Origin of the sequence: [Borrelia] turdi (genome assembly GCF_030439285.2) — a bacterium.
GTDB lineage: Bacteria > Spirochaetota > Spirochaetia > Borreliales > Borreliaceae > Borreliella > Borreliella turdi.
The window spans coordinates 868,847-887,083 of sequence record NZ_CP124018.1; the positions used below are offsets into that span (position 1 = coordinate 868,847).

General features: G+C 26.9%; 9 protein-coding genes. 3 read left to right on the forward strand and 6 right to left on the reverse strand.

Annotated features, from left to right (window positions below; translation table 11 throughout):
* Positions 1-75: 75 nt before the first annotated feature.
* Both QIA31_RS04705 and topA read right to left on the reverse strand, forming a co-directional pair.
* Entirely contained in the window at positions 76-2,547 is a 2,472-nt protein-coding gene (locus tag QIA31_RS04705; protein ID WP_301394427.1) for an ATP-dependent RNA helicase, read from the reverse strand.
* A gap of 2 nt (positions 2,548-2,549) precedes the next feature.
* Positions 2,550-5,099, reverse strand: a complete 2,550-nt coding sequence (topA, locus tag QIA31_RS04710; RefSeq protein ID WP_301394428.1) for a type I DNA topoisomerase — start codon at positions 5,097-5,099, stop codon at positions 2,550-2,552.
* A gap of 74 nt (positions 5,100-5,173) precedes the next feature.
* Here topA and QIA31_RS04715 point away from each other — a divergent pair, with 74 nt between their 5' ends.
* Genes QIA31_RS04715 through QIA31_RS04725 form a run of 3 tightly spaced genes read left to right on the forward strand, consistent with a single transcriptional unit; the run spans position 5,174 to position 10,217 of the window.
* Complete coding sequence (locus QIA31_RS04715) at positions 5,174-6,415, forward strand: exonuclease SbcCD subunit D (RefSeq protein ID WP_301394429.1); 1,242 nt, start codon at positions 5,174-5,176, stop codon at positions 6,413-6,415.
* Complete coding sequence (locus tag QIA31_RS04720) at positions 6,402-9,248, forward strand: AAA family ATPase (RefSeq protein WP_301394430.1); 2,847 nt, start codon at positions 6,402-6,404, stop codon at positions 9,246-9,248. The genes QIA31_RS04715 and QIA31_RS04720 overlap by 14 nt, the downstream gene beginning before the upstream one ends.
* Before the next feature lie 33 nt (positions 9,249-9,281).
* Positions 9,282-10,217, forward strand: coding sequence for an ROK family protein (locus tag QIA31_RS04725; RefSeq protein ID WP_301394431.1), 936 nt, complete (start codon positions 9,282-9,284; stop codon positions 10,215-10,217).
* A 9-nt stretch (positions 10,218-10,226) separates the two neighbouring features.
* Here QIA31_RS04725 and QIA31_RS04730 read toward each other — a convergent pair whose 3' ends face one another.
* Genes QIA31_RS04730 through QIA31_RS04745 form a run of 4 tightly spaced genes read right to left on the reverse strand, consistent with a single transcriptional unit; the run spans position 10,227 to position 18,151 of the window.
* Positions 10,227-11,057, reverse strand: a complete 831-nt coding sequence (locus QIA31_RS04730) for a hypothetical protein (RefSeq protein ID WP_301394432.1) — start codon at positions 11,055-11,057, stop codon at positions 10,227-10,229.
* Positions 11,051-14,179, reverse strand: a complete 3,129-nt coding sequence (ileS, locus tag QIA31_RS04735; protein WP_301394433.1) for an isoleucine--tRNA ligase — start codon at positions 14,177-14,179, stop codon at positions 11,051-11,053. The genes QIA31_RS04730 and ileS overlap by 7 nt, the downstream gene beginning before the upstream one ends.
* A gap of 20 nt (positions 14,180-14,199) precedes the next feature.
* The gene (locus QIA31_RS04740) at positions 14,200-16,419 is read right to left on the reverse strand and encodes an AAA family ATPase (RefSeq protein WP_301394434.1); all 2,220 of its coding nucleotides are present in this window, start codon (positions 16,417-16,419) and stop codon (positions 14,200-14,202) included.
* 22 nt (positions 16,420-16,441) lie between these two features.
* Positions 16,442-18,151, reverse strand: coding sequence for a phospho-sugar mutase (locus QIA31_RS04745; protein ID WP_301394435.1), 1,710 nt, complete (start codon positions 18,149-18,151; stop codon positions 16,442-16,444).
* Positions 18,152-18,237: the final 86 nt, after the last annotated feature.

Consider the following 18,237-nt stretch of genomic DNA (forward strand, 5'->3'; position numbering starts at 1 on the left):
TAGCATTGTTGATAATAATGAATAATATTTGATTATTATTTTTTCTATTATAATAAGGCTTTCAAGGTTCAGTTTTTAAAAAAAATAATTTAATTTTTTGTAAACTTTATTTATTAATTTCTTTATAGAATGTAACTTTTGTATGTATTCTTTGTTTTCTATTAGGCTTTTTATACTCTCCATAGATTCTTCTATTGCCATTATGAAATTTTGTTTGGGTTTTAGTCTGAAATTTCCAAAGCGATCTGTTTCTAATGATAAGAAAAGAGCATTTTTTTTGGGAGGAGAGATTATAAACTGCATTGTACACTCTAAAAGATTTTTCATTTTTTCAGGTTCATTAATGTTTACATTGCTTGTTTCATATTTTTTTATACAATGCCAATTTTTTCCCATACCTTTGACTATTTCTATAGTTTCTAAAAATTTTTTATTGCTGAAAACTGTTACATTCTTATGCATTAATTGTATTTTAATTTTTTCAAAATTTTCATTATTTTGATTATTTAATTCGTTTTTTGAAATTATTTCTTTTAGTTCTTCTATGCTAATTTTTATTACATAAATGTTATTTTTGTGCTCCACTTTGAAAATTTTTTTTCCTATTTTGATTTCGTTGACAAGTTTTGTCTGTTTGGTATTTGTTATTTGTTTCTCTTTCTCAGGTATGTTTTTATGCTTAAACTCTTCATTAAGGTTAATATCATCAATCCATTCTTTTTTTAATACGCCAATGGATCTTGCATACATTTTTGTAGTTTCTATAATTTCTCCTGCAACGAAATATTTAACAGAATCAGTACTAATAAGTGATCCAGGATGAATTATTACGTTTTGAGCTTTGATTGTTTTATATTTCTTTTTTGAGGTTTTAAAACAAATGTAATCTCTCATTCCCTTCATTATAGATTTTAAATATCCCTCGTTGTCAAGAGTATCTTTTTGTATTATTGGTATATTTAGTTTGCTAATAATGTTTTCAAGCTGCATTTGTACATTTACTATTTCTTCAAGTCCTTGTAGATCTAAATAATTTTCTTTTGTAAAAGCTTCTTTATTTGTAGCTTTTACAAAATCTTCAAAGATATTAATAAATCCAATTAAATCTCCCATTGGATTTTTGTATTTTAAGTGGGCTTGTCTAGCTTCCATCTCTTCATTTTGAGGTAATATAAAAACCCCACTTGTGGATAAAAATGATAGACCTATTGTAGTTTGATAGATAGCTTGTGGGTAATTTATCATTGCTTCGACTAATGCTCTTGAATGTGCTGGAATTAATGGGAATAGTATCATATATTTACCAATTTCTGTAAGTTCGTTGCTATTGGTTATAGCATCTAGAGATTTTAATATTTTGCTTGCAGTTTGAATCGAATGGGTTGATGGTTTTGATATGAAGTCAAAGTGTGTAAAATCTCTGATTCCAATATCTGCCATTCTCAGTACTACTTCAGATAGGTCTGTTCTATATATTTCCTCTTTTTGATAATCTTCTCTTAGTTGATAATCTTCTCTTTTGTAAAGTCTGTAGCAAGTTCCTTTTGAAAGTCTTCCTGCTCTACCGGCTCTTTGAGTTGCTGATGATTTTGAAATTGGAACTTCTTGGAGTGAATAGGTATGAGTTTTTGTTTGGAATTTGTTTGTTTTAACTTTTCCGCTATCGATTACTATTTTAATATTTTCAATTGTGATTGAAGTTTCTGCGATGTTTGTTGAGACTATTATTTTTCTTTTATTTTTAGGAGTAGCTATAAATATTTGTTCTTGAGCTTCTTTAGGCATCCTACCGTATAAAGGAAATATTATTAAATTTTTTTTTGAGTTTAATTCTTGTAATTCTTTTATAGTTTCTTTTATTTCTTTTTCTCCAGATAAAAATATAAGAATATCCCCTGCTTTTTTTTCTTTTATTACGTTCAAGACAATTTCTTTTATTTTTAATATCATTCCTTTTGATGTGCTTAAAAGAGGAGGATTGTATATTATTTGTACTGGGTACGCAATAGTTTCAATGCTAACAACCGGTGCATTGTTGAAATATTTTGAAAATATTTTTGTGTTTATTGTAGCAGATGAAATTACGATTTTAAAATCGTCCCTTTTTCTTGAAATATCTTTAATAAGGCCTAGTATAAAATCGATGTTTAAACTTCGTTCGTGTGCTTCGTCTATTATAATTACATCATATTCATAAAGCAATGTATCTTTTTTTAGCTCTTGCAAAAGCACCCCGTCAGTCATTAATTTAATTTTAGTTTTTGGGCTTGTAATTTCTTCAAATCTTATTTTGTAACCAACTTCTTCTCCAACGTTTACACCAATATGCTTGGCAATATATTCAGCTATTGATATTGTAGCTATTCTTCTTGGTTGAGTTACTCCAATTTTTCCTAATTTTGCAAAACCCGCTTCATATATTATTCTTGGTAGTTGGGTAGTTTTTCCACTGCCTGTTGGACTTTCAACAATTAAAACATTATTACTTTTTAATACTTTGATTAATTCATCTTTATATTTATAAATCGGGAGTTTGAAATCATTCATATTTACAACAAACTGAATACATATTTCTCATTTATTTCGTCAAGACTAATGTTATCAGGTAAATCAATCTTCTTTCTTTTAATTTTAGCATAAAATTTGTCGTTTTTTTTGTAAATATATATTTTGTTGCCAATTCTGTTTTTAGAAAATGCGATTATTTTAACTATTGTCCCTACTTTATTAACTCTTTCGTTAAGTAGATTGATAGCCTCGTCTAGCGTTATGTCATATGCTTTTATATCTTTTTTTAGTGAGCAAGCAATACTCCCGCTTTCAGTTTTAATATAATCTCCAAAAACACCAGTTGCAGCAATGATTTGTTCATTGGTTTGAGGATATTTGCCGATTTGTTTTGGAAGTGAAAGCAATTTTAAAGCAAGCTCTAATGTTATGTTTTCAGGATCAATTTTTTTAGTTGATGCTTTTTTTGCTTTTATTATTTTTAATTTTTTAGGTTTTCCCTTTTTTGTATATTCTTGAGGAGCATAAGTGTCTTCTCCAAGTTGTACAATGTTTCCATAAATTGTATTTTTAAAGATTACATTAAGTCCTGTTAAAGGATCAATACCAAGTATATTTGGTTTTAGCCCTTTTTCATTTATTATTTTTTCTATTTCATCTTTTTTGTACAAATTTTCTAATGGAGTTGTTGTTTTAATTGAATAATTATTCCCTTTAAATATTAAATAAGGCCCATATTTACCAATGTTTATTGTGTAATTAATGCTATTATCTTTATTTTCTATTTTTTTATTTTCAATAACAGTTCTAAATTCAGAAGAATTAATTTTAGGTTCTAGTTGCATTACTGTATCTTTAAGTCCTTTTTTACCATTATAGAATTTACTTAGATATTTTATTTTATCTAGTTTTCCTATTGCTATTTTATCTAATTTTTCTTCCATATTAGAGGTGAAATTTAGTTCAATTAGTACTGGAAAATATTTTTCAAGAAGATTTATTACAGCAGCGCCTTTTATAGTTGGTATTAATGTATTTTTGAGTTTAAATGCATATTCTCTTTCCAAAAGTGTTGATATAATTGTAGAATAGGTTGAAGGACGACCTATTCCTTCTTTTTCCATTTTTTGCACAAGAGATGCTTCTGTGTATCTAAATGGAGCTTTTGTTTCATGCTCACTTGTTTTCATTTTGACTATAAAAAATGTATCTCCTTTTTCAATTAAGTCAAAGTTTATGTTAATATATTCATCTTTTTCTTTAGTATGTTTAAGAAATCCATCAAAAATTATTTTTGTAAAATTTGATTTAAAAATTAAGTTTTTATACTTAAAAGTCAGCTTTATATTTTCTTTTATTGCATCTTTCATTCCAGAAATAATAGTTCTATCCCATATTATTTTGTAAATTTCTTTAGCGGTTTTGCTTTCTATTTCTATGTTTTCTTTTGGAATAAACATTTCAGAAGGCCTTATTGCCTCATGTGCATTTTGAGTCATTTTTTCTTTTTTATAAATTCTATCTTTTTCCTCTATATAGCCTTTTCCGTATTTGTTTTTTATTATTTTTGTTATTTTGTCTTTTGCAATTTTAGCAATATTATGAGAGTCTGTTCTCATATAGGTAATGTATCCGTGTTCGTAAAGTTTTTGGGCGTGTTGCATGATTTGCTTTGTTCCAATTTTAAGGCGCTTATTTATTTCTTGTTGAAGTGTGGATGTAGTAAATGGCTTTGGAGGAGGTATTTTTATTTCTTTAGTTTCTATTGAAATTAATTCAATTTTTTGTCCATTTTTTAATTCTTTTTGAAGCTCGATCATTAAATCTTGAGTTATTATTATTGTCTTTTCGCTATTTTTAAGTTTTCCCGTTTCGTTTGTAAAGTCTTTACCCTCTGCTATGTTCTTGCCGTCAATTTCTTCTAATTTTGTTTCAAACAACAAATCTTTTTTCTCGTGTTTACATTGAAGTAAAATTGTATAATAATTAGCCTTTTTAAAATCTATTCTGGTGTTTTCTTTTTCTATTAATAATTTTAAACCAACAGATTGTACTCTTCCAGCAGAAAGTCCATAAGCTATTTTTTTCCAAAGCAGCGGAGAGATGGTATATCCGTACAGTCGGTCCAATATTCTTCTAGCTTCCCCGGCATTAACAAGGTTCATGTCTATATTTCTAGTATTTTTTAGTGATTCGATTATTGCAGTTTCTGTGATTTCATGAAATACCATCCGTTTATAATTTTTAATTTTTAATACTTCTTTTAAATGAAATGCTATAGTTTCTCCTTCTCTGTCTTGGTCAGTTGCAAGATATATCTCATTGATTGTTTGTACTAATTTTTTTAGTTTTGATACAATTTGTTTTTTATTGCTAGGAATAATGTAAATTGGATTAAATCCATTGTTATAATCTATAGAAATATTTGCCCATTCGTATTTCTTATATTCTTTGGGAATTTCTTTTGCATTGTTTGGTAGATCTACTATATGTCCAATGCATGCTTCTACCAAGAATGAGTCATCAAGAAACTTTTTTATTGTTTTAGCTTTTGTTGGTGATTCAACTATTATTAATTTTTTATTTTGCATAAATTCCTTATGTTTATATATTGTATTATAATATATAAACATAATTTAAGAATTAAAAAAAGTGAGAGTATTTCATGAGCAATTATAAAATTCTGCATACTTCAGATTGGCATATTGGAAAAAAAATTGAAAATTTTTCAATACTTAAGGAACAGAAAAAATTTTTATTTTTTCTGTTAGAATTTATTCAAAAAGAAAAGATAGATCTTTTACTTGTTGCTGGGGATGTTTATGATTCCAAAAGGCCCGGATTTGAAGAGCAAAAATTGGTAAATAATTTTTTTTATGATCTTTCTTTTACTTCTTGTAAATGGTGTGTGGTTATTTCTGGAAATCATGACAAAAAAGATTATTTGAGTATTAATAAAAAACTTCTTTCGAGATTTAATTTTTTTTTAATAACAGAGTATGATTCTGATGAGCAAATAGTTTTCTTAAAAGATAATGGAAATCTTAAGTTTATTGTTGTTTGTCTTCCACATATAAATGAAAGGCTTATTTTAGGGCAAAATTTTGACAATGCCTTTGGATTAGAAGATCAGCCTTCCAGTAATCTATTTCTTGAAAATTTAGAAAATGCTTACAGAAAAAAGATATTAAGTTTATCTAATTTTTTAGAAAACAATCATAAAGGAATTCCTAAAATATTAATGGCACATTCTTTTTTTGCTAACAGTAAAAAGATTGATACCTTGGGAGGTAGTTATATTATTCCTTTTAATGTTTTTGGAAATAGTTTTTCTTATGTTGCTCTTGGGCATATTCATAAATTCATGAAACTAAAGGATAATATTGTTTATTCAGGGTCTCCTATGCAATATTCATTTAATGAGGCTCATGACAAATATATAAATGTTTTACATTTCAATGACAACAAATTAATTTTGCAAAAAGCATTTCTTGTGCCGGTTTTCAATAAATTAATTTTTTTTAAAGGTTCTTTGGATGAAGTTCTTGACTTTTTGACCAATTTTAAAAAAGAAGAGTCTTTTGCGATTTATTTGAAAATTGAACTTAATGAAGCGATTGATACTAGTGCTGAGGAGACTATTTATGATTTAGCAAAGCTTAATTTTATGAATTTAGTTTCTATTTCCTATTCTTTATTCTTAAGTCAGAATTTACAAGACGATTCTAGTTTTATTGGAGAACTTGAAGTGCTTGAAATGGATGAAAAATATTTTTTTGAGAAAAAGTTGAGACGAGATTTTGAAAGTGGCGTTATTAAGGATATCAAATTTAAGGAAGAAGAACTTATTTCTCTTTTTAATGAGGTTTTATCTAAAGGATATTTAGGCGAATATGAGGATAAATAAGCTCATATTTAAAAATATTGCTTCTTATAAGGGTGAGCATGAGTTAAATTTCGATGCTCTTTTGTTAAGGCAATCGGGCATTTTTTTAATTTCTGGCAATACTGGATCAGGTAAAAGCACAATTTTAGATTGTATAACTTTGGCATTATATGCGCGTGTTTATAGACTTGGAAAAAAAATTGTGGATATTATATCAAAAGGCGAGACCAGTGCTTATGTTAAATTAACATTTACTATTTCTGGTAAGATTTATGAATCTTTTATTGAGCTTAATGTAAAAAACATAGAGACTCCCAAGAGCATGTTTCTTAGTTGTTTTTTTGATGATAGGATTATTGAGGGTCGAACTGATGTTTTAGAGCATATTAAAAGTCTTTGTCGATTAGACTTTAATCAATTTTGTCAAACTGTAATTTTGCCACAAGGTAATTTTCAAGAATTTTTAACATCGACTCCTAAAGAAAAAGCCGCAATAATTGATAATATTTTTAATTTGAAAAAATATGATAATTTAGAATTTTATTTAAAAAGTGACTTTGAACGTACAAAGTTCAGCATAGATAAATTATTAAATTCTGAGTCTTATGAAAAATCAATCCTTGATTATGATGAGAAGGAATATAAATCTCTTAAGGATTATTTGGATTTAGTTGATATTAGTCGATTGGAAATTGATCTTGAAAATATTAAAAGAGCTATTTCTTTGTGTAATCAGGCAATAGTATTTAATGAAAGATATTTAGGTTTAGAAGTTGAAATATCTTCTTTAGAAGATCAATTGTCTTCTCAGGTTAAATACCAAGATTCTTTAGAGGCGGACTATTCTTTTCAAAAGAAATTAAAAGAAGAGTTGGATTTGGATTTAAAAATTTATTTGTGTTCAGATTTTTGGAATTTGAAAAATCTTGTCGCTATGCAAGGCGAGTTATTTAATGATATTAGATTACTTGATTTAGAACTTTCAAAAGTGATGAATAATTTAAAAGAAATTAAAGATTTGGATATTAATAATTTTAATTTTAATTATGTTAAGGAGCTTTATAATAAAAATTGCAATATTTTTAATTTTAAATTTGTTGAGAATAATTGCCAAAGTTTGCTTTTAAGGAAAAATAGTCTTGAAGATGAAAAAAAAGAATTATTGAAGGCTCAAAGCAGAAAAAATGATGAGATTAAAAGTATTTCTTCTGAGAAATCTAATTTCGATTTTGACAAATATGTTTATTATGAAGCGTTGAAATTATTTCAAACTTTTAATGATGAGTTGATTTCAAAATATAGGGATAGGTTGGAATTTTTATTAAAATCTACTGACAAAGAAGCTTTTAATAAAAATAAGGAAAAAAATATTATTAAGATTGATTTGTATAAAGAGTTGTTAAAATATTTTAATGATAAAAATTTTTCTATTGAGAGTGATAAAGAGAAGTTAAAATATATTGAGGTTGAATATGAAAATTATCAGCATAAAGATAAATTATCGGTTTGTAGTTTGAAAGAGCTTTACGTTTTAAATTCAAAACTTCATTTGATACAAAGTCAAATTGATGAGCTTAAATATCAGTTATCTTGTAGGCAAGAAGAAATTTCTAAGCAAGAGATTAATACTTTGGAATTTAAAAAGAATAATGCTGAAATTTTAAGATTGATTGGAAAAAATTTATTTGATAAATATATAAATTATTTTGACAGGGAAAAAATTTTAGCATTTGAAAATAAATTGAAAAAGTTTGAGCAATTTAAGGCTAGAAAAAAAGATTTAAAAATTGAGATTTCTTTAAAAAATCAGAATTTTGATCAAAATCTTTTAAAAATTAAAAGCTTATTATTAAAATTTAATTTAAATTTGAGTTTTAGCGATTATTCCTCCTTGGAAAAAGAATTTAATGTTATTTTGGCTAGGCAAAAAAGTGTAGAAAATGAATGGAATACGCTTGTTTTAAATCTTAAAAGTTTAGAAGATTTAAAAATTAAAACCGAAACCCAAATTAAATTTATAAAGAAATCTATTTTAACTTTAAAAGCAAGACTAAAAGAAGAGCAAAATAGTTTTATTAATATAGTCTCAGATTTAAAAAGCATTTTTTTTAGTTCATTTTCTTTTGAATCAGAAACTGCCTTAGAACAAATCAATAAGAATAGTCTTGATTTATTGCAAAAATTGAGCGTGTCAATTAGTTCTAAGTTTGAATTTTTATCTAGAGACATTGAAAAGTATAGAATAAAGTTTTTAAATTTTCAAGCTCTTCAAAAAAAGATTAATCAACAAAAAATTAATTTAGACGTGCTACGAGGAGAATTAAATCTTGCCAAAGAAAGGAAAGATAAGCTAGATGTTTTGAGAAAGGTGGTTATTAGGGCTTCTGGATTGAAATATTATGTTCAAACTTTTTTAATTAATGATATCTTAAGACTAGCAAATGAAAAGTATTTAAGGTGGATTTTCCCTGATTTTGAGCTTAAAACTAATAAAGAGAGTAAGGAGTTTGATTTTTTAATTGAAGACAAAAAAGATGTTAATAGAATAAGAACGGTAAAAACTTTGTCTGGGGGTGAAAAATTTCTTGTATCTTTAGCCTTGTCTTTAGCTTTGTCGGATAAAATAAGGGATAGCGAGCTAAAGATTGAAGCTTTTTTTCTAGATGAAGGGTTTGGCAATCTTGATGAAGATACTTTAGCTCAAATTATGCCTAAGCTTTCTAAGTTTCAAATAATGACTGGACGACAAATCGGTATAATTTCTCATGTTTCTTATTTGAAGGAGATGATTAAAGCACAAATAGTTATAAACAAGATTTCTAAAATTTCTTATATTGCTATGGAAAATTTATGATCATTTATATAAAATTAAGTTTTGAGGGTGAGTATGAAATGTTATTTAGCAATTGATATTGGTGGGACTAGCACTAAGTATTCGCTTGCAGATTCAAGTGGTGTTTTTTTTGATAAAAATGAAATAAGTACAGCTGCTACTTCTGATGAACAAGTAAATATTTTAGTTAACCTTATTAATTCTTACAGGGAATCGAGTAATATAGCGGGAGTTGCAATTTGTATCCCTGGGTTTGTTGATATTAAGGGAAATGTCATTAGGGTAAATGCTATTTCTGGGTTTGTTAATTATCCTTTGAAAGAGAAATTAGAATTTTTAACTGGAGTAAGTACAGAGATTGAAAATGATGCTAATTGTGTAGCCTTAGCAGAAAAATTTAAGGGTAATGCTATTGATTCTAATGATTTTATTGCTATAACTATTGGTACAGGAATTGGTGCTGGGATTTTTACAAATGGTAAACTTTTAAGAGGAAATTCTTTTATGTCTGGAGAGGTTGGATTTATGATTACTAGAGGTATTAGCAATAATATTCCTTTTAATTGTAGATGGGAAGCCATTTCTTCTGTTTTAGCCTTAAGGAAAAGAGTTGCTATGCGCCTAGAGAAGCCTTTAAAAGAAATTTCAGGAGAGTATGTTTTTGATCTTGCTGAGAATGGAAATATTCATGCCAAAAATGAGGTTGACAGATTTTTTGAGAATTTATCATTTGGTATTTTTAATTTAACTTTTATTTTAAATCCTGAAAAAATTTTAATTGGAGGAGGAATAAGTGCAAGGCCTGATTTAATAGATAGAATATATGAAAAATTAGAAAATTTATGGTCTTTAGAAATGGCTTTTATTAATAATAATGATATAAAAAATCTTGTAACACTTGAGCCGACTAAATTTAATAATGAGTCTGGTAAAATTGGAGCTTTGTATCATTATTTTACTTGCAAAAAGCAAAATAATTTCTCTTATTAGAGGTTTATTTTAGGTTTGAATATTTTTAGCTAGTTTTGTAATAAAGCTTTCAACGCTAGATTTTTGAATATTAAATTCTATTTCTACTGTATTTTGGTCTTTTATTGTAGCTTTTATGTTGTTCGATATTGTGAGATTAGTCGTGTTTGTCAAGATAGTTGGGATTAACTTTTTTGACAATACTTTTAGTACTGATGGGTTATTTGTTTTGAGCAAAGATTTAAAAATATATTCGTTTTGATTTAGGCTGTTTATAGACAGGGTTCCCCCGTTAAAAGGAATTAAATTTTTATTGCTATTTGCTATTTGGTCTGGGAGCAATAATGCTGAATCTTGAATCCAAAAAAACATTTCATTTTTTTCTATTTCTTTAATGTATTTTGTTGTTAGTATATTGTGTTCTTTTAGGGTATTATCTTTTTTTTGGTTTATTGTAATACTGGTTCTAGCTCTATTTGGAGTAATGTATATGTTTGAATTTTTAAGTTTCCATTTTGGGCTTGTAAGTATATTGCCTATTGATTTCATATTTTTATTTTTGTGAATTCCCCAGAAAATATCTTTTGGGAAATTGCCCATTATTAGTAGAGCAAAGTCGTTATTTTCTTTTTTATAGCTGAAGTATAAATCGTTTATAAGTCCTAAAATGGATTTATATTTAGGACTCAAATATTTGTAAATAGATCTATTTTTAATTAAATTTACATGGGCATATAAATTTGCGTCGGGCAAAAGTTCCATTAAGTAATTTAGATTTTTTTGGGGAGGGCTGTAAGACAGGCTGGTGCATCCTATTATGAGGTATGAAATTGTAATTATTTTTGTTAATGTTTTTAACATTTTTCAATTCCTATTGCTGTAAATATGTTATCGTCAAGGTTTATTTTCTTTTCTAGCTTGCTTTTGTTTAATATAATATTTAAGGTTAATGTTTCAGATTTAATATATTTTTCAAATTTATTAAGTATTTCTTTCAATGTTGTATTATTTTCTATGTATAAGTTTATTCTATCGCTAACATCAAAATTTTTTTCTTTTCTTAAATTTTGGATTTGTCTTACAAATTCTCTTGTAAGCCCTTCTAAATATAATTCTTGTGTTATTAGTGAGTCTATTCCTATTGTAATAGACCCTTCATTTATTACTTTTAAGTTATCTTTTTCTTCTCTTTCTAATATTATATCATTTAATGATAAGTAATATTTTGTATTATCCACTTTTATTTCATAAGATATTCCATTTATTATTTTTATTACGTCTTCATTTTTTAGCCTGCTAATCTCAGTAGACACCGTTTTCATATTTTTTCCAAGCTTTTTCCCAAGTGCTTTAAAGTTTGCCTTTGCTTTGTAAGTTATAAGCTCCTCTTCATTAGATTTTATTTTCATTTCTTTTGCATTTATTTCATCTAATATTATTTCTTGCATTTCTATTAGCATATTTTGTTCATTTTCATTTTTTGTGACAATGTATATTGTACTAATAGGCATGCGTATTTTTATATTGTGTAGTGATCTGAGTGATCTTGCCATTGAAGTTATTTTTCTTGCGAGATTTATTTTCTTTTCAATTGTTTTGTCGATGAAATTTTCATTTGCTTTTGGATAATCTTTAAGGTGTATTGATTCTTTATCTTCATCTGTTTTTAAATTTTGATAAATCTCTTCTGTTATAAATGGAATAAATGGTGCAAGTAAAATCATTAAAGTTTTGATTGCATAATATAATGTTTCGTAGGCATCGTTTTTGTCTTTATCATTTTCTGATTTCCAAAATCTTCTTCTAGATCTTCTTATATACCAATTATTTAATTTATCTATAAATTCAAGTAAAGATTCTATTGATTTTGTTAAATTATATTTGTCTATTTCTTTATTTAGTATTTTTTTTAGGCTCTCAAGTTCGCTTATGATCCATTTGTCAAGGCTATTGCTTTTAACCAAGCTTATATTTTTTGGAGGTTTGAATTTATCAATTATTGCATAAGTTATAAAAAAGGAATAAGCGTTCCAAATTGGTATTATTATATTTTTAAGAACGTCTCTTACCCCATTGTCGCTATATTTTAAATCATCAGCTTTAACTACAGGGCTCATTATTAAATAAAGCCTTAAGGCATCGGCTCCAAAGGTGTTTATCACTTCCATTGGGTCTGTATAATTTTTAAAAGATTTTGACATTTTTCTTCCATCACTTGAAAGTACAAGTCCATTTACAATGACGTTTTTGAATGCTGTGTTTTCAAAAAGAGAAGTTCCTAAAATTGTAAGAGTATAAAACCACCCTCTTGTTTGATCTAGGCCTTCTGCAATAAAGTCAGCAGGAAATACATTTTTAAAATTACTTTCATTTTTGAATGGATAATGATTGCTTGCGTAAGGCATTGCTCCAGATTCAAACCAACAATCTAGAACTTCGTTTGTTCTGATAAATGTGCCGCCATCTTCGCTTGGCCAGGTTATTTTATCTACTTTGTCTTTATGTAAGTCTTCGATTTTTTGACCAGATAGCTCTTCAAGCTCTTTTTTAGATCCAACACAAATTTTTTTTCCTGTTTTTGAGCATATCCAAATTGGAATTGGGTTGCCCCAAAATCTGTTTCTGCTTATTGCCCAATCCTTTGCATTTTCTAGCCATTTTCCAAATCTTCCTTTTTTTAAATGAGCTGGCATCCAATTAATTTCTTCATTTACTTCTAAGAGTTTGGTTTTTATTTTTTCTACATTTACAAACCATGAGCTTATTGGTCTGTAAATAATTGGGCAGTTTGTTCTGTAACAAAATGGATACCTGTGTAGATAATTTTCTCTTTTGAATAAAAAATTGCGTAATTTTAGGTTTTCTATTATTTTTTTATCAGCATCTTTTACAAAAAGTCCTTTAAAATCTTTTACCTGATTTGTAAATTTACATTCAGCATCTAAGGGATCTATTATATCGACATTTGTATGTTTTTTAAGTATCTTGTAGTCTTCTTCCCCAAAAGGAGCAATATGAACAATTCCTGTTCCATCGTCAGTTGTAACATAATCGGCTGTATGGACTTTAAAAGCACCTTTATTTTTTTGTTCTAAAAAGTAGTTAAAAATAGGTTCATATTCTATACCCGCAAGCTTGCTTCCTTTGAATTTTTCTATAATAGTATATAGATTTTCATCATCATAATAGCTATTAAGTTTTCTTGATCCAAGTATTAAAATTTCTTCTTTTTTTTTGTCAAAAATTTTAGTATATTCTATTTCTTGTCCAACTGCAATTCCAAGGTTTGAAGGTAATGTCCAAGGAGTTGTTGTCCATGCTAGTAGATATTCGTTTTTATCTTTTATTTTAAATTTTATTGTTAATGATGGATCATTGACTTCCTTATATTCTCCAAGATTCACTTCGAAGTTTGAAAGCGGAGTTGCTAGTTTTGGAGAATAGGGTAGTACATAATAACTCTCGTAGATTAAACCTTTATTATAAAGACTTTTAAATACCCACCACACAGATTCCATGAAGTCTATATCCATAGTTTTGTAGCCTTTTTCAAAATCTACCCATCTTCCAAGCCTTAAGATTATATTTTTCCATTCTTCTGTATATCTAAGTACGATTTTTTTGCATTCTTTGTTAAAATTTTCAATGCCATAATTTTCTATTTCGTATTTGCCAGAAATTCCCAATTTTTTTTCTACTTCGTATTCAACAGGTAGTCCGTGAGTATCCCATCCAAAATTTCTTTTAACATATTTACCTTGCATTGTCTTATATCTTGGAATTATGTCTTTTATTGTGTTTGGAACAAAATGTCCAAAATGAGGAAGTCCTGTTGCAAAAGGCGGTCCGTCATAAAATGTAAATTCTTCACATCCTTTTCTTTGTTCCATTGATTTTTCAAAGATCTTGTTATCAGTCCAAAATTTTAATATTTTTTCTTCTATTTTAGGAAAATTTTCCCTGTTTTCTACTTTTTTAAACATATTAATATTATAATTCTCCTTTACTCTATTATTATTTTTTCTTTTTCTAAATAAATTATTATTTTATTTATGTTTTGATTTTCAGCTATTTTTGTGATAATATTTTCTTCTATTTTTTCCTTTATTGCGGCAATTATGCTTCTTGATCCCGAATTTTTTTTATAGTATTTTGTAGTTATAAAGTTGTTAACATCTTTATTTATTTCTACTTCTATTCCTTTAGAGTTAAATTTTGTTTTAAGAGTATTTAAGTAGTTTTTACAAATTTCTTCTACATTGTCCTTTGTAAGGACATTTAGTATAATTTTTTTTTGAATTCTGTCTAAAAGGGATAGCTTAAATCTTTTCTCAAGATCTTGTTTGATTTCTTCTTTAAAGTTTTTTATTTCTGCGATTTTTTGTTGATTTTTGTTGAATCCCATATTTTTTTCTCCAAGCAGCATTCTAGATCCAACGTTTGTAGTCATTATTATAATTGTGTTTTTAAATAATATTTTATCTTCTTTGCTATCAATAAGTTCTCCATTTTCAAGCATTCGACTTATTAAGTTTAATATAGAATTGTGGGCATTTTCAATGTTTTCAAACAATATTAAAGTTTCAAATGAATGTTTTAATTTGTTTGTCAGAATGCCTCCATCAGAATAGCCTACGTATCCTGGATTTGTGCCAATTAATTTTGAAATAGAGTTTTCTTCTCTGTAATCTGACATATCTAGTTTTAATATTGAATTTTGATCCTTGATAATTTTTTTAGATAGTTCATCAATTAAAGTGGTTTTTCCGCATCCATTTGATCCTATTAGCAATATTGAAGTTAAAGGTTTAGAATCGTCATTAAGTCCAAGTTTGACTTTAATAATTTCTTTAATAAGCTCGCTTACTGCATGTTTTTGTCCGATCACTTTTTGATTTATTTTGCTTTCTACTTCTTTTAATTCTAAAATTTCTTCTTTTATGTTATTTGTTGCTTTAATAGATAGTATTTCATTTATTGCTTTTTGTATATCATTTGATGTTACAATATTGTCCTTTGTAGGTTCTTCCTTTTTAATTGCGCCGGCAATGTCTATTATATCTATTGCTTTATCCGGAAATCTTTTATTTATTAGATATTTGGATGAAAGTTTTATTATATCTATAAGCGCACTTTTTTCATAGATCACTCCATGATAGTCTTCGAAATTTTTTGCAATATTTTTGATTATTTTTAGTGTGTCTTTTTCATTAGGTTCTCTTACAGTAATTGTTTGGAATCTTCTGGCAAATGCTTTGTCTTTTGAGATATATTTTCTATATTCATTATAAGTGGTTGCTCCAATAATTTGTATTTCAGCCCTAGAGAGCGATGGTTTTAATATATTTGATGCATCAAGAGCTCCTTCGGAATTTCCAGCTCCTATTAAAGTGTGTATTTCATCAATAAATATTATTGTGTTTTTGTTTTTTTCAATATATTTAATTATATTATTTAAGCGGTCTTCAAATTCACCTCTATATTTTGTTCCCGATACCAAGTTTGAAACTTTAAGCATTAGAATTGTTTTGTTTTGGAGTTTGCTACTTATTTTTTTTTGTACTATACTTGATGCAAGTCCTTCAACTATTGCTGTTTTTCCTACCCCAGGCTCGCCTATTAACATTGCACTATTTTTATTTCTTCTTAAGAGTATATTTGTAAGAGTTTTAATCTCCGCTTCTCTTCCAATCAAGGGATCCAATTTTTTATTTTTTGCAAGCGCTGTTAAATTTTTGACATACTTTTCAATTTCGAAGTGTTCGTTTTCAAAGCGTATTTCTTCGTCAAATTCTTTGTAGGTTTCAATTAATCTTATTTTATTTTTTTCCATGTATTCTAATATATTTTGATCTTTAAAGTCGAAGCTAGATTTACTTAGTTTGTACTTTTTTAAAAGTTTTTTATTTTTTAATATTTGATAAAAAATTTCTTTTGCCCCTATTAAGGGTTTAGATTTAAACTCCTTTTTAGCTTCCTTTATAAGAGTAAAGACTTCTTTATTGATTTTTGGAATAATTATTTCATTTTTTTCTATTAAAATTTTCTCTAATTTATCTATTTCACATAAAACTTCTTGTTTGATGCTTTTTAGAGTTTTGGTATCTATAAATTTTATTTCAGATTTTTTAGGAGTAGTAACTATAGACATTAATAGATGCCAAATTGAAACCTCTTTATTTTTATTTTTTCTTGCAATTTCTTTTGAATCTATTTCTACCAAATTTATTAAATTTTCTGTTATGTTAATATTTTTTTATCTCCATCTTTATTGCATTTATTATATCAAATATTTTATGTTTTTCCTTATACTCTAGCTTTACAGATATGTAAAATTTAATTTTTGGTTCTGTTCCAGAGGGTCTTATGGTTATTACAATTTCATTTTCAAGTATGAATTTTATTGCGTTTATAGGATATCTATATTCTTCAATTTCTGAAATTTCTTTTTTGAAGTTAATTTTTTTAAGAGTTTTATAGTCTAATTTTTCAATTATTTTAATTCCTGCGAATTGCATTTTTTGTTCTTTTCTTAGCTTTGACATTAGTTCTTCTCTTTGAATTTCTCCATTAACCCCTTCAAAGTTTTTTTCTATATTAAATTCTTCATAATATCCAAATTCTTTGTATATCTTTTCAAGATAATTTTTAATTGTTTGTTGCTTAGCTTTTAAATCAAGTACTAAAGAACAAATCCCTTTTATGGCTGAAAATGCATCCTTATCTCTAACTTTTCTTCCTATTAGATATCCATGACTTTCTTCGCAGGCAAAAGCAAATTTTTTATTTGGTTCATTTTTTTCCATTTCATCAATTAAATTTCCTATCCATTTAAATCCTGTGTAAGTTCTAAAAATTTGAGAACCATATTTTTTTGCAATTTTTTCTAGCATTTGTGTTGTTACAAAGGATGATATTACAAATGTATTTTTAGGATTTATTTCTTTTGAAAGTATATAGTCCATTAAAATGCATGATATTTGATTTCCGTTTAAAAATATCCATTCGTGTTGATCTTTAAATGCGACCCCTATTCTGTCAGCATCTGGATCTGTTGCAAGAGCAATGTCACAATCTTTTTTTTTTGCAAGCCCTATTACTTTAAGCATTGATGTTTTTTTTTCTGGATTAGGATAGTTTATTGTTGGAAATTTAGGGTTAGGCATTATTTGACTTTTTTCTAAAAAAAGTTGTATTTTGCTATTTGCAAAGAGTTTTTTTATTATAGTTCCACCGGTGCCATGTAGCGCTGTGTAGGCTATTTTTAAGTTTGTTTTTCTACTGTTTTTTTCAAAATCAGGGAATTCTTTGTTGATTGTTGCCACATATTCTTGGTCGATCTCATCGTCTAGTTCTTTGATAATCTTTTTTTCAACACCCTCTTTTATAGTAATTGTATTTATTATTTTTTTCACTTTTTTAATTTCATCAGTTATTAGTGTGTCATGAGGTGGCATCATTTGAATTCCACCTTTCCAATATGCTTTATAGCCATTATATTCTTTTGAATTATGACTTGCTGTTATCATAACACCAACATCACAATCAAATTTTCTTATTGTATAAGATAGTTGGGGGGTAGGTCTTAAGCTTTTATATATATATGTTTCAAAATTATTTGAGGCAAAAATTTGAGCAGCATTGTAAGCAAATTCTTTTGAAAAGTATCTTGAATCATAACTTATTGCAACTTTGGGGGTTTGATTTACTTTAAGTACATAGTTGCATATTCCTTGGCTTATTTTTTTTACATTATATGTATTTATGTAGCATGTTCCAGCCCCAATAATACCCCTCATTCCAGCAGTACCAAATTCTAGATCTTTATAAAATCTGTTTAGAATTTCTGTCTCATTATTTGTTTTTTGAATTTTTATTGCTTCTTCTTTAAAATGCAAATCTTCTTCAAGCAGAATATAGTTTTTCAATTTTTTTTTGGCTTCGATTTTTTGCATAAATTATTCCTTTTATTTTTTTAATAAAGATTAATTAAATTATATTGATTTATAATGAATTATATACTTGATATAGAATTTATTAT